The 13,604-nt window shown below is 62.4% G+C and carries 14 protein-coding genes; 3 read left to right on the top strand and 11 right to left on the bottom strand.

Features of this window, described 5'->3' with window-relative positions; translation table 11 throughout:
* Positions 1–13: 13 nt before the first annotated feature.
* The 5 genes from ACR0LZ_RS03795 to ACR0LZ_RS03775 form a co-directional block, all read right to left on the bottom strand.
* Positions 14–1,348: a S41 family peptidase gene (locus ACR0LZ_RS03795; RefSeq protein WP_480748450.1), complete on the bottom strand. Its 1,335-nt coding sequence runs from the start codon at positions 1,346–1,348 to the stop codon at positions 14–16.
* 6 nt (positions 1,349–1,354) lie between these two features.
* Positions 1,355–2,488, bottom strand: a complete 1,134-nt coding sequence (locus ACR0LZ_RS03790) for a murein hydrolase activator EnvC family protein (protein WP_480748449.1) — start codon at positions 2,486–2,488, stop codon at positions 1,355–1,357.
* On the bottom strand, positions 2,485–4,002 hold the full coding sequence (gpmI, locus tag ACR0LZ_RS03785; protein WP_480748448.1) for a 2,3-bisphosphoglycerate-independent phosphoglycerate mutase: 1,518 nt from the start codon (positions 4,000–4,002) through the stop codon (positions 2,485–2,487). Before gpmI ends, ACR0LZ_RS03790 begins: the two co-directional genes overlap by 4 nt.
* A gap of 128 nt (positions 4,003–4,130) precedes the next feature.
* On the bottom strand, positions 4,131–4,970 hold the full coding sequence (locus ACR0LZ_RS03780; protein WP_480748447.1) for an SDR family NAD(P)-dependent oxidoreductase: 840 nt from the start codon (positions 4,968–4,970) through the stop codon (positions 4,131–4,133).
* Positions 4,971–4,994: 24 nt separating this feature from the next.
* Entirely contained in the window at positions 4,995–5,810 is an 816-nt protein-coding gene (locus tag ACR0LZ_RS03775) for an SDR family oxidoreductase (protein WP_480748446.1), read from the bottom strand.
* 162 nt (positions 5,811–5,972) lie between these two features.
* Between ACR0LZ_RS03775 and ACR0LZ_RS03770 the strand changes: the two genes are divergently transcribed.
* Entirely contained in the window at positions 5,973–6,866 is an 894-nt protein-coding gene (locus tag ACR0LZ_RS03770) for an AraC family transcriptional regulator (protein ID WP_480748445.1), read from the top strand.
* A gap of 1 nt (position 6,867) precedes the next feature.
* Here ACR0LZ_RS03770 and ACR0LZ_RS03765 read toward each other — a convergent pair whose 3' ends face one another.
* From ACR0LZ_RS03765 to ACR0LZ_RS03740, 6 genes are all read right to left on the bottom strand, one after another.
* Complete coding sequence (locus tag ACR0LZ_RS03765; protein WP_480748444.1) at positions 6,868–7,533, bottom strand: DUF6629 family protein; 666 nt, start codon at positions 7,531–7,533, stop codon at positions 6,868–6,870.
* Between the two features lie 65 nt (positions 7,534–7,598).
* Positions 7,599–8,162: a hypothetical protein gene (locus tag ACR0LZ_RS03760; protein WP_480748443.1), complete on the bottom strand. Its 564-nt coding sequence runs from the start codon at positions 8,160–8,162 to the stop codon at positions 7,599–7,601.
* Complete coding sequence (locus ACR0LZ_RS03755) at positions 8,159–8,806, bottom strand: TVP38/TMEM64 family protein (protein ID WP_480748442.1); 648 nt, start codon at positions 8,804–8,806, stop codon at positions 8,159–8,161. The genes ACR0LZ_RS03760 and ACR0LZ_RS03755 overlap by 4 nt, the downstream gene beginning before the upstream one ends.
* Positions 8,807–9,047: 241 nt before the next feature.
* Positions 9,048–9,659, bottom strand: a complete 612-nt coding sequence (locus ACR0LZ_RS03750) for a nicotinate-nucleotide adenylyltransferase (RefSeq protein WP_480748777.1) — start codon at positions 9,657–9,659, stop codon at positions 9,048–9,050.
* 35 nt (positions 9,660–9,694) lie between these two features.
* A complete protein-coding gene (locus tag ACR0LZ_RS03745) occupies positions 9,695–10,165 on the bottom strand; it encodes an MOSC domain-containing protein (protein WP_480748441.1) in 471 nt (156 codons plus the stop codon).
* On the bottom strand, positions 10,165–11,481 hold the full coding sequence (locus tag ACR0LZ_RS03740) for an alpha/beta hydrolase (protein ID WP_480748440.1): 1,317 nt from the start codon (positions 11,479–11,481) through the stop codon (positions 10,165–10,167). Before ACR0LZ_RS03740 ends, ACR0LZ_RS03745 begins: the two co-directional genes overlap by 1 nt.
* A gap of 156 nt (positions 11,482–11,637) precedes the next feature.
* Here ACR0LZ_RS03740 and ettA point away from each other — a divergent pair, with 156 nt between their 5' ends.
* Positions 11,638–13,293, top strand: coding sequence for an energy-dependent translational throttle protein EttA (ettA, locus tag ACR0LZ_RS03735; RefSeq protein ID WP_480748439.1), 1,656 nt, complete (start codon positions 11,638–11,640; stop codon positions 13,291–13,293).
* A gap of 3 nt (positions 13,294–13,296) precedes the next feature.
* Positions 13,297–13,575: a DUF6602 domain-containing protein gene (locus ACR0LZ_RS03730; RefSeq protein ID WP_480748438.1), complete on the top strand. Its 279-nt coding sequence runs from the start codon at positions 13,297–13,299 to the stop codon at positions 13,573–13,575.
* Positions 13,576–13,604: the final 29 nt, after the last annotated feature.

The following is a 13,604-nucleotide window of genomic DNA, read 5'->3' as shown; positions in this document are numbered from 1 at the left end:
AATTGCCTTTTTATCAGTTCTCGGCACCAAAGGCGGACAGCCCTTTCAGAATGTCGATTGCATAAGCCAATTGATAATCCTGCTCGCGCAGTTCGGCGGTTGCCTCCGCCTTTGCACGATCTTCCTCGATCTGGCGGACTTCGTCCTCGGAAAGGCTGTCATTGTTCAGACGTCCGCGCAGGTCAGCCTCGGAGCGGGTGCGCGGTTTCTTGTCTTCCTCTGCCTCTTCCGCAGGCTGGCGGCGTGGCTGTTCGACAACAATATCCGGGCTGACGCCCAGCGCCTGAATCGAGCGACCCGACGGCGTGTAATACCGCGCCGTGGTCAGGCGCATCGCGCCATCGCCACGCAACGGCATCACCGTCTGGACCGAACCCTTGCCAAAGCTCTTGGTGCCCACGACAATCGCCCGGCGGTGGTCCTGCAAGGCACCGGCCACGATTTCCGAGGCCGAGGCCGAACCGCCATTGATCAGCACCACGACCGGCTTGCCCAGCGCCAGATCGCCGGCGGTCGCGTTGAACCGCTCGCCATCTTCTGGGTTACGGCCACGGGTCGATACGATCTCGCCTTCTTCCAGGAACGCGTCCGACACCTTGATCGCCTGCGTCAGCAACCCGCCGGGGTTGTTGCGCAGATCCAGCACGACGCCGTTGATCTTGTCGATGCCGCCCGCTTCCTCGATCTGCTTGTCCAGCCCTTCCTTGAGATTCGGATAAGTCTGATCGTTGAAGGTCGTCACCCGCAGCACCACGCTGGTGCCTTCGGTGCGGGCGCGCACGGCGGTCAGCTTGATCGTGTCACGGATGATCGTGACATCGAACGGCTCAGCCTCGCCTTCGCGAACGATGGTGATCACGATTTCGGACCCGACCGGCCCGCGCATCAGGTCAACTGCCTTGTCCAGGGTCAGGCCCAGAACGCTTTCACCGTCGACATGGGTGATGAAATCGCCCGCCTCGACCCCAGCCTCGTCCGCCGGGGTTCCGTCGATCGGCGAGACAACTTTGACAAAGCCCTCTTCCTGGGTGACTTCGATACCCAGACCGCCGAATTCGCCGCGCGTCTGCACCCGCATCTGTTCCGCGTCATCGGGCGACAGATAGCTGGAATGCGGATCCAGCGATGTCAGCATGCCGTCAATGGCCGCTTCGATCAGTTCATTCGCCTCGACCTCCTCCACGTACTGGGCGCGGATACGTTCAAAAATGTCGCCGAACAGATCAAGTTGCTCGTAAACTGTTGCGTTGTTCTTTGCTTCCTGCGCCAGCAGAGGACCCGCGATCTGCGTTGTCGCGATCACGCCCGCTATAGTTCCGGCCAGACCGGCCATCACGAATTTTCTCATACTCGTCTATCCATCCTTGTCCGTTCGGAACCACGCCTCGGGGTTCACCGGGCTGTTGCCTTCTCTCACCTCTATATAGAGCGTTTCTGGGCGGTCAGTTCCAGTGCCATCACCGCTTGTTGACAAAATAGCGCCGATTTCCGGTGTAGTGCCCGCCATCAATCCGACCGGGCTGCCCGCCGGAACCACCTGACCGGGGGCGCCAAAGACCTCCTGCAACCCGGAGAAAACGAACAGTAAATCCGGCTGTGGCTCAAGAATGACCACGTTTCCCAAGTCCAGCAATGGACCGCGATACCGGATCGTCGCCGCAGTCGGAGAAACCACCAACGCACGTGGCCGTGTTGCAACGATCATACCGTTGCGGGTGATTCCGGCGGCGTCCGCCTCTCCGGCACGTCGCAACACGACGCCCTGCACCGGCAATTCCAATTCGCCCTTTTGCGTTGAAATATCGGCGTCGGTCGCCGCGATCTCGCCCGCTGCGATTTCGGACAGGCCGCTGGCAAACCCTTCCAGCGTTTCTGTCGAGGAAATCAGGATCGCAGCCCTGACAGGGTCTTCGGTAAACCGGCGCGGCAGATCGGTTCGGTCCGCCACCGCCTTGCTGAGTTCGGCGCGCGCCTTTTGGACACCGGCCAATCCATCCGCAAGAGTATCCGCTGCATTCTGCTGTAGCTGGCGCAGGGTCTGCACCTCGGTCAGATCCTGTCGCAAGTCTTCTGCTCGCGCATTCAGGGCAGGTGCCACCTCGGCCATCATCATGCCCGACCGGGCCGCACCCAAAGGCCCAACCGGATGCAGCATCAGAACCGGCGGCGGTGTGGTTTCAATGGTTTGCAGCACACCCAGAAGATCCGATATTTCGTCTTCTCGCGACCGCAATTCAGCAGCCAATTGCGCCTCGCGGGTCGCTGCCTTGCGCAAACCGTCGCGCATCGCCGCCAAACCTGCCTCAAACGCCTGAATGGTCGTTGTCAGTGCCCGCACGCGGTCGCGCGCGCTTTCGGCCTCATCAAGAGAGATTGTGGCCTGCTCCAGCATCGCAGCCGCCGTGCGCGCCGCGCTGGCGGCATCGCTTTGGGCATTGGCCGCACCGGACCATATCAAAGCAGCCAAAAGAGCCGCATGGAATTTCATTTCAGCAGGCTCTCGCCCGTCATTTCGGGCGGTTTGGGCAACCCCATCAGGTCAAGGATCGTCGGCGCCAGGTCAGACAAACGCCCTTCGCGCAGGGTTGCCCCGGCTGGCCCACCAACCAAGGCGACCGGGACCGGGTTCAGAGTATGCGCCGTGTGCGGCCCGCCGGTAACCGGATCGGTCATGGTTTCGCAATTGCCGTGATCGGCGGTCACGATCATCGCGCCGCCTGCCTTTTCCAGTGCGGCCACAACCCTGGCCAGACCCTGGTCCACCGCCTCGCAGGCCTTGATCGCGGCTTGCAGATCGCCGGTGTGCCCGACCATGTCCGGGTTGGCATAGTTGGTGACGATCAGGTCATACCCCGCTTCGATCGCCTCGACGAACTTCTCTGTCACCTCGGGCGCACTCATCTCTGGTTGCAGGTCATATGTCGCGACCTTGGGCGATTGGGGCATATGGCGATCTTCGCCCGCCTCAGGCTCCTCCTTGCCGCCGTTGAGGAAGAACGTCACATGCGGGTATTTCTCGGTTTCGGCAAGACGAAACTGACGCAAGCCCTGCTTGGCCACCCATTCCCCCAGCGTGTTGACGATATCGCGTTTTGGGAAAACCGTGGTCATATAGGCGTTGTGACGGTCGGAGTATTCGACCATGCCCAGCAGCGCCGCCAACTTGGGGCGCGGGCCGGTTTCAAACTCGGCAAAGCCCGGCTCGCCAATGGCGCGCAGGATTTCGCGCGCCCTGTCGGCCCTGAAATTAAGGCAGAAAACGGCGTCTCCGTCCTTGATTCCATGGTATCCGGACAGGACCGTGGGGGCGATGAATTCGTCTGTTTCCGATTGGTTATAGGCGTGATCGATTGCGGAATGGGCGGTGCTGACCGGGCGGCCCTTGCCGTTGACGATGGCCTCGTACGCCTCGGCCACGCGCTCCCAGCGGTTGTCGCGGTCCATGGCGAAATAGCGGCCACAGACGGTAACGATGCCAGCCCCCTCGGGCAGGCGCTCTTCCAGCTCGGCGATATAGCCGAAGGCGGATTTCGGGGCCACGTCGCGTCCGTCGGTGATCGCGTGAAGCGCCACCGGAACACCAGCCCGCGTGATCGCCTGCGCGGCAGCGACAATGTGGTTCACATGGCCATGCACCCCGCCGTCCGAGACCAGTCCCATCAAATGCGCAACGCCGCCAGAAGTCTTTGTTTTCGCAATGAAATCACGCAACGTTTCGGTCTCGAAAAACGACCCGTCCTCGATAGCCAGATCAATCTGGCCGAGATCCATCGCCACCACCCGCCCGGCGCCGATATTGGTGTGGCCGACCTCGGAATTGCCCATCTGTCCGGTGGGCAATCCCACATCCGGGCCGTGGGTGATCAGCCGCGCGTGCGGGCCTTGCGACATGATGGCGTCGAAGGTGGGGGTATGCGCCAGAACCGGAGCGTTCGAACGCGCGTCGTCAGACAGACCCCAGCCGTCGAGAATGCACAGGACAACAGGCTTGGGCACGGGCATGGCGGGTCTCCGGAAACTGCTCTTGGCGGTCTTCTATCGTGTGCCCGCCCAAGGGTGAACCTGCTTTTTTGTAGCAGTTTGTACCGTGATTTCAGGGGCCATTGTCCGAAATGTACAATCCACGCGCCTCAGGATTGTTCGTGTCTGGCAAAAGCCTCGGCAAATTCTGGATGCCAGCGCGACAGCGCGGGCCGGTTTTCCAGGATATCCCCCAAGGCCCAGGCGACCCGTTTCCTGTCGCGTTCCGGGGTGACGTCATTGTCGGGGCAGAGGATATAGAAATCCCCCGCCGACATGCGGGCGATCAGGTGATCCACGGTCTGTTCCGAGGTCCAGGCCGCGGCCGGTTTTTCCGGCATGTGGCGGGCGATCATGCCGGTATAGGTGAAACCGGGCACAAAGAGATGCGCCGAAATCGGAGCCTCGGCCTGTCGCAGGTCATGGGCCAGCATCTCGGTCAGAACCTTCACCCCCGCCTTGGAGACATTGTAGGCCGGGCTGCCGGGTGGCGTGGTGATCCCCTGTTTGGAGCCGGTGTTGATCACCACGGCGGGTCGCTCGGCGGCGACCATGCGGGGCAGGAAAGACTGCACGCCGTTGATCACACCGAACAGGTTGACCTCAAGCATCTGCCGCCACGCTTCGGGGTTGGTCCAGCTGGTGCTGGGGCGGGCAATGCCGGCGTTGTTCATCAGCACAGCAACCTCGCCCGCGGCAAAGGCGGCATCGGCCAGCGCCGCGACGGATGTTGCATCGCTGACATCGGTGGGTACGGCCATCACGGTGACGCCGTCGCGGGCCAGCTTGGTGATCCGGGCGGTGGCGGCGTCCAGCGCCTCGCCGGGCAGATCGGCCAGAACCACCCCCAGCCCTGCCTGGGCAAAGCGTTCCGCCGCCGCCAGACCGACACCACTGGCACCGCCGGTCACGACGGCCAGACCGCCCCGTTCGATCGCTTGAGTATACATGTCACGTCCTCCGATTGTCTGGGTCTATCCCCGCATGTTCTGTTTCATGGTGCCGATAAAGGTTTCGTCATCCTGCGCCTTGCGCGCATCCAGCAGCGCCTCGGCATCGGCACCGGCGCGATAGCGCAGGCGGTCGCTGCCGTCGGTCACCGCGTTCCAGATCACCCCGGCCACAACCTCGGGTTCGGAAGGCGACGCCGCATAAAATCCCATCGCGGCCTGCATGCCAGAGACGGTCGGCAAATATTCAGGCATGGTTTCATCCATCACGAATTCGAAAGACCGCCCCCCGAAATCGGTTTTGATCATACCGGGTTCAACGATCTTTACCTTAACGCCAAATGCTTCAAGCTCGTAATGAAGCGCCTCGGACAGGCCCTCTACCGCGAATTTGGTGCCGTGATACAAAGTGCCAAGCGGAAAGGTCATCTGCCCACCGATGGAAGAGATGTTGACGATGGTGCCGGATTTTTCGGTGCGGAAGTGGGGCAGCATTTCCTTGGTCACGGCAATCAGACCGATCACGTTGGTGTCGAACTGCCGCTGGACCTGCGCCATCGAAAACGCCTCGAGCGGGCCATAGGCGCCGTAACCCGCGTTGTTCAACAGCGCGTCGATCCTGCCGAATTTCGCAATCCCCTGTTCAACGGCAGATGCGATCGTGTCGGGTTTGGTGACGTCCAGCGCCGCAACCAGAGCATTCTCAGCCGCTTCGAATTCGCCACCGTCGCCGGGATTGCGCATGGTGGCGATCACGTTCCAACCCTGTGACAGGAAAAGCCGGGCCGTGGCCTTGCCGATGCCCGAAGATGCGCCGGTGATGAGTATGGTCTGTGGCATTGGGACCTCTTTCTGTTGGATGTGATCCATACCTATCAACCGGATCGGGATCGGCCTTGCCCGATCCTCCGAATGATCTGCCTGATCCTCCGAAGCTTTGGGATTTAGTGTTCATTGCCCACGCCATCCGGTCTATGTTTCAAAGGCAGGAGGGCTGTTCCGATGATACCCAAAGATCTGGTCAGCGAGGTTTTCAGCTATGTCAAGGCGCGGGATGCGTTGGGATCCGGGTGCGAGACGGGCGTCAAGGGGCTGTACGCCATTGGCAACCTGGAAAAGACCGCCTGCTCGGCGGCGTTTTATGATCCCATCATGTGTCTGGTACTGCAGGGTGCGAAAGAGGCGCATATGGGCGGGCGGGTCGTGCGCTATGGTGCGGGCGACACACTGATCGTCAGCCACGCGGTGCCGGTGGACGCGGCGGTCATTCAGGCCAGCCCCAATGCCCCCTATACCGCGCTTGCCCTGCGGCTGGATCTGGCGCTGGCGCGCAGCCTGTATGACGAGATCGGGGAAATGGCTGAACCCGAGGGCCATCTGCATTCTCTGGATGCGGCGGCCAGCGATGCGGCCCTGATCGACGCGGTGGCGCGGCTGTTCCGGCTGTCGTGCGACCCGGTGGAGGCCCGCGCGCTTGGCCCTTTGGTGCTGAAGGAGATCCATTTCCGGCTGCTGCGCGCGCGTCACGGCGGCATGTTGCGCCAGCTGCTAAGGCACGAAAGCCCGGCCAGCCGGATTTCCAGAGCCATCGCGCTGATCCGCAGTGATTTCCGCCAGCCGATCCCGGTTGCCGATCTGGCCGCTGAATCGGGGATGAGCGCCTCGGCCTTTCATGAACATTTCAAGGCGGTGACCTCGACAACACCGTTGCAGTACCAGAAAGAGCTGCGCCTGCTGGAGGCGCGACGGCTGTTGATGTCGGGGGGCCATTCGGTTGCATCGACCGCGTTCGAGGTAGGGTATGAAAGCCCCACCCAGTTCAGCCGGGAGTATTCCCGCAAATTCGGTCTGCCGCCGAGCGTCGAAAAATCTGCATCGGCCCTGTTGGCGGGATAGCTCAGATGCCGCGCTGCGGTGACATCCGGCGCATCATCCAAAAGACATAGGCCGACAGGATCGCCGCCATGAAACACCAGATCGAGGTGAAGGCGTAGGAGGCGAACAGAAAACCGATCGCGACAGAGGCCGCGATCAGCCAGCCGAAGATGCGAAGCTGCCGGTGGCCGGAGCCGATCAGGGGCACGACGATGATGATCGCATAGACGACCCGAACCGCAACCTTGAGCATCTCGGTGGGAAACATGTGAGGGTTTTCGTAGCGGATGGAATGATGCACCAGCACGATTTCAAGCCGTTCCGGATGATAAAGAACCGGCAGGAACAGCAACATCCCCAGAATGAACCCGGCCACGGCGATCCACGAGAACAGCTTTCTCCGCGCCGGGCCCGGTTCGATCAGCGCCGAGGAAAGCGGCACCCAGAACGGCCAGAACCAGTAGGCGAAGAACAGAAAGACCATCTCGGGCCGCAGGGGCAAGGCCGTGGCGCCGTCAAGCGAAAGCCACAGGAACCCTTCGGCCAGCTGCTGGATGCCGAAGAACAGCGGCAAGGTGGCCAGCGCGAGGTAACGCCGCCCGGCCCGGCGCGCGGCGGCGGTGGTGAAATAGCTGCACGATATCAGGGCGGCGCCAGCGACAAAGCTGGCCTGGGCGGAAAAACACATGGTGCGGGAAACTTACTATGTTCGCGCCGATGCGCCACCCGGTGGCATGTGTTTTTGCCGGGCCGTTACTTTTCCGCACGCGCGGCTATGGCCATGACGACATGGCGCAGGGCCTTGGCCGCGCCCTTGCGGTCGCCCGACCGCCATTTGCCATCAACGATATCCAGCGCCGCATCAAGCCGCGCCGCTGCCTGCGGGTCCTTTTCCGATCTGGCCGCGACCAACTGCCCGGCACGCGCCCTGAGCCGGGTCCAGCGCGTATCGGCCAGAGGTTCTGATGCGGCACTTGTCTGAGGCGCTGCAGGCCCGTCCTGCAGCACGACCTTGAGCTTCAGCCCCTGGTCGTGCAGGAACCGCTTGATCCGGCGGGCCAGCCGGGGCGGCGGGCGGTTGTCGCAGCTGAGCGTCATCACCCGACCCCGCGTCGACGCCGTGCCGAAAGCCACTTTCGGGGTCTCGCCCAGTTGCCGCGCCACCCGCCCCATGACATCCGGCGCGCGGTCGCGATGCATGACCAGAACGCTGGTTTCCACCGAGCTGCCCAGGCAAAAGCCATAGCTGACCGGCCTTTGCCGCGACAGCGACACCATGGCTTTGAGGTCTTCGGCATCGGGGGGCGTCGCGCTCATCCCCACCCCCGCGCCCTGATCAGCCGGTGCAGGCCGACCACGGCAACGATCCCCACCCCCGAGAACACCAGCAGCGTCGTCCAGTCGAGTTGTCGCATATGCGCGCCCAGCCAGGTCGACAACAGCGTGATCGGTATGATGCCAACGGCGGTTGTCCAGACGAATGTCCAGAGCGGCACGCGGGTCAGACCGGCGGCATAGTTGATCAGGTTGAACGCGACCACCGGCAGGAATCTCAGGACCAGCAGCGTGAAGGCGCCCTGCGTAAGGGTCCAGTCATCCAGCCGCCGCGCCTGCGACTGGCTGAGCCAGCCCCGCACGACATCACGGCCCAGCCAGCGGGCAAGGCCAAAGGCCACCAGCGCCCCCGGCATAGCACCGCACCAGATCAGCGCCGCTCCGGTCAGCGTACCGAATATCGCACCGGCGCAGATGGCCAGGATTTCAGCCGGGAACGGCACGAAACTGTGCAGGATCATCAGCCCGATCACCATCGCGGGCGCCCACATCCCGTAGCCGCGCAGATAGGCCGCCATCTGTCCGGGCGTGGCGAAATACTCGCCATAGGCATAGGCCGCCCATGTTCCGGCCACAAGAACGGCCAGCACCCCGGCACAGAGGATCAGGCGGGCGGTTGTGGTCATGGTTGGTCGGGTCCTCGGCCAGTTCGAGACCCAGTATAAGGGACCGCACCGGGAATATCCTATTGATTTCCCTTCGTCCTCGCGAAGGTATGAACGCGGTTTTTGGGCGGCAGGCGCCTTGTGGCGCAACCCGGCAAGGACGCAAGGCCGCGCATATGCTTCTTTCTGGCTGCAAATACCCCAGGGAGCTTGACGGACAGCGTCCCTCAACAAAAAACCAAAAGAGCGCGCCAAAGGCGCTCTATTCGATTGCCCGCACCCATGCCCCGCGCTGGCGGAGTTGCGTCGAGCTGACATGCAGCATCGGCACATCGGCAAAACACCACGCGGGCGCGTCGGAGCGCCCCAGCAGATGGCGGGCCTGCCCGTCGATCCGATATCGCCCGAACGCGCGTGCCGCCGGCGACATCCGCGCTGCAATGCGATCCCCCGGGCGCGCGACGACACCCACGGGCACGGTTTCCATGATCGACCGCCAGTTGCGCCATTTATGCAGTTGCGCCAGATTGTCGGCCCCCATCAGCCAGACAAACCGCACCGCCGGATAAAGCACCCTGAGCGCCGCCAACGTGTCCGCTGTTGCCCGCGTGCCGATTCTGGCCTCGATATCGGTGATTTCGACGCGCGGATGGCGCATCAGCGCACGCGCCGCCGCCATGCGCTGGTCTAGCGGCGCGGGACCACGTTCCTTGAGCAGGTTTCCCGGCGACACCAGCCACCACACGCGGTCCAGCCCGAACGCCTTCATCGCCTCGCGGGTGATGTGGACATGGCCCTGGTGCGGCGGGTCGAACGAACCGCCCAGCAGGCCGACCACCTGTCCGGGGCGCGCAAAGGGTATGGAGTGCCTCATCATTCTTCGCTGTTGTTCAGAACTGGCGACGCTTGTCAATCGACTGGACTGACGTCGTCGCCCAGCCGGATCAGCCCCGGCCGCAGCACTTCGGCACACCAGCCGCCATGCCCGCGCACCGCCGAATAGCCTCCCTTGCCCAGCGCCTCTTCCATCCGGCTGCACGGCGCGCAGATCACGCCGAGGCGCAGAACCGCCTCACCCACCCGCACGTCACGCCCCTTGAGGGCGGACAGGTTTATTCCGGAAACGACAAGGTTGCGCCGCAGGATATCCGGCGCCACTGACCCTTTTCCAAGATACGCCCCAATCGGCGCCAGATGCTCGGCCTGGATCAGCGTCACCGCCCGCTTGCCCGCCCGCGCGCGGTCACCCTGCAACCCTTCCGGGCCGACCTGAACCGCCTCCAGGGCGCGCATCGGGGCGCGCCGCTCGGGCCGCACGCCGATCCAGCGCACCTGTCCGGGCTGTGCCCAACCCGCGATCAGTTCGGCCAATTCAGGCATTACCGCTCTCCTCCCACCGGAATAAAGCTCAGGTCCGGCAGGCGGTCCAGCGGATAGCTGCTGTGCAACCGCCAGATCGTGTCCTGATCCTGCTCCAGCGGCCGCAGCGTGCCGCCGGGAAAGGCCCGGGTCCGCAGCGCCAGCGCGATATCCGACATCACACCCGGATTGTCGCGGAAATAGGAATGCCCATTGCCGCCCGCACCTTCGACCCGGATGAAGTGGATCAGCCCCACCTTTTGCAGCGCCGCAAGCTCGCCCGGCGCGAAATCCGACGCGTCCAGTCGACCGAACCGTGCCTCCTGCGTCAGCACCGAAGCATAGGCCAGCGCCTTGTCCCTGGGGTTGATATAGACGTTGACCTGCTCGAAGGCCTCGGAAAACCGCTCGCTGATCAGCCGCTGGCGCACCGTGCCCACATCCAGATCGGGCGCGGCCAAAATCAGGGTGCCGGTCTTCATGGTCAGCTTGGGCTTGTTGCCCCGTCCCCGCTCGCGGATGACCAGTTCGCGCAACGCCGACGTCACCACGTCCGTGCCCCGCGAATGCGCCACGATATCGATCTGGTCGACCTCGGGCGCCGAGGCCAGCAGATCCAGCAATTCCTTGAAATGATAGACTGAAAACTCGCTCGATTCGCGGTCCTTGAAATACTTGAACAGGCCCGGGTTTCCGGCAGGCCAGGAAAATGCCAGCGGGATCGACTGCCGCCCGGAATAGTGCCAGATATTGGTCAGCGTCGTCAGCGCGTCGTCGAATTCGTTGTTGAACCCGTGCACGTAGATCAGGATGTTGCCCGTCCCGCTTTGCCGTGTCTGTTCGGCGATGGCGGTGCGGAACTGATCGGCATAAAGCTCATAGGTCCGCCTGGCGCCCGCCTCGGTCTGCAACCGCCCGTCGCGGCGTTCCGATACCAGCGGCGTCTTGGAAAAGCGGATGTGGTCGGCAAATGACGCCACATTCAGCCGGGCCGGGCGCTGCGTGCTGCCCGCCTGGGTCTGCGCCAGCAGCGCGTTCCAGCTGTCGACGCCGCTGAAGGCGACCGTCGCCGTGCCGTATGACATCGAATCCGAACGCTCTGACAGATACACTACCTCGCCATTCTCTTTCAGATCCTGCGACCGGTCGGTGGCATACAGAACCTGCGGCGTCACGCTGCGATAGACGGGCGGAACCCTGTCGGCCTGATAATTGCGCCCCTCGGCATAGACATTGGGAACCTTCGCCAACCGATCCGTGCGCGAGGTGCATCCCGCGAGGACCAGACAGGCAAGGCCAAACAGCCCAAGCAATCCGGCAGTTGAACGATTCCGCATGATCCGATGCCTCCTTTGCCCCGAAAGCACTGCAGAAGGCCGAAAAAATCAAATCAAACCTGCGGCATGTCTTCTTCATTTCTAGACGATTGCCCCTCCTCACGCCTTCCGCTATCACACCGCCCAACCCGAATTCCCCTTTCCAGAGGACACGACATGGCCGCCTATCAATATGTCTACCACATGCAGGGTGTCTCCAAGACCTACCCCGGTGGCAAGAAGTGCTTCGAAAACATCCACCTGAGCTTTCTGCCCGGCGTGAAAATCGGCGTCGTCGGCGTCAACGGCGCGGGTAAATCGACGCTGATGAAGATCATGGCCGGCCTCGACACCGACTTCACCGGTGAGGCATGGGCCGCCGAAGGCGCCAAGGTTGGCTATCTTCCGCAGGAGCCGCAGCTGGATGAATCGCTGACCGTGCGCGAAAACGTCATGCTGGGCGTAGCTGAAAAGAAGGCGATCCTCGACCGCTACAACGAACTGGCCATGAACTACTCGGATGAAACCGCCGACGAGATGGCCAAGCTGCAGGACGAAATCGACAGCCAGAATCTGTGGGATCTCGACAGCCAGATCGACGTGTCGATGGAGGCGCTGCGCTGCCCGCCGGACGATGCCAACATCGCCAACCTTTCGGGCGGTGAAAAACGCCGCGTGGCGCTGTGCAAGCTGCTGCTGGAAGCGCCCGACATGCTGCTCTTGGACGAACCGACCAACCACCTGGACGCCGAGACCATCGCCTGGCTGCAACAGCACCTGATCGACTACAAGGGCACCATCCTGATCGTCACCCACGACCGGTATTTCCTGGATGACATCACCGGCTGGATCCTGGAACTCGACCGCGGCCGCGGCATTCCTTACGAGGGCAACTATTCGGCATGGCTGGAACAAAAGGCCAAGCGGCTGGAACAGGAAGCGCGCGAGGACAAGTCCAAGCAGAAGACCCTGCAGCGCGAACTGGAATGGATGCGTCAGGGGCAAAAGGCCCGTCAGGCCAAATCCAAGGCCCGGATCAACGCCTATAACGAGCTGGCCGAACAGTCCGAACGCGAAAAGCTGACCCGCGCCCAGATCGTCATCCCCAACGGCCCCCGACTTGGCGGCAAGGTGATCGAGGTCAACGGGCTTGCCAAGCACATGGGCGACAAGCAGCTGATCGAAAAGCTTGACTTTGCCCTGCCCCCCGGCGGCATCGTCGGTGTGATCGGCCCCAACGGCGCGGGTAAGTCGACGCTGTTCAAAATGCTCACCGGGCAGGAACAGCCCGACGCCGGCACCATCGAATACGGCGACACGGTGCAGCTGTCCTATGTCGACCAGTCCCGCGACGACCTGAAAGACAACGACACCGTGTGGGAGGCGATCACCGGCGGCGCCGAGATCATCCAGCTGGGCGACGCGCAGGTCAATTCCCGCGCCTATTGCTCGTCCTTCAACTTCAAGGGCGGCGACCAGCAAAAAAAGGTCTCGCTGCTGTCAGGGGGTGAGCGCAACCGCGTCCACATGGCCCGCCTGCTGAAAGAGGGCGGCAACGTCCTGCTGCTGGACGAACCCACCAACGACCTCGACGTCGAAACCCTGCGCGCACTGGAAGACGCGCTGGTCGATTTCGCCGGCTGCGCCGTCGTCATCTCGCACGACCGTTTCTTCCTCGACCGCATCTGCACGCATATTCTGGCGTTTGAAGGCGACGCGCATGTGGAATGGTTCGAGGGCAACTTCGAGGATTACGAAGAGGACAAAAAGCGCCGCCTGGGACCGGACGCGCTGGAGCCCAAGCGGTTGAAGCATAAGAAGTTTGCGCGGTGAGCTATGGGGTTAGGCATCAACCCATTTAAGGCAGGGTTCTTTCACATTGCCAAGAAACTCAAGCTTGACTTGGAAGCTGCCAGCTTCGTCGAACATTCAGGCTTAAAAGGGGCGCGAATTGAAAGCGTCCTCGCCGAATTCTTAAGAGACGTATTGCCTACCCGCTACCACGTCTCGATAAACCAGATCGTAATTGATTGTGAGGCTCCCCATTTGAATGGGTCCACCGTTAAGATTAGGAAACGGAGGATCAGAAATGGCAAACAAGCGACCGAAGCCTGAAGAAATTGTCTCGAAGTTGCGGCAGGTTG

This window comes from Ruegeria sp. CI1 (assembly GCF_056536925.1).
This window is presented reverse-complemented; position numbering and strand designations above follow the sequence as displayed.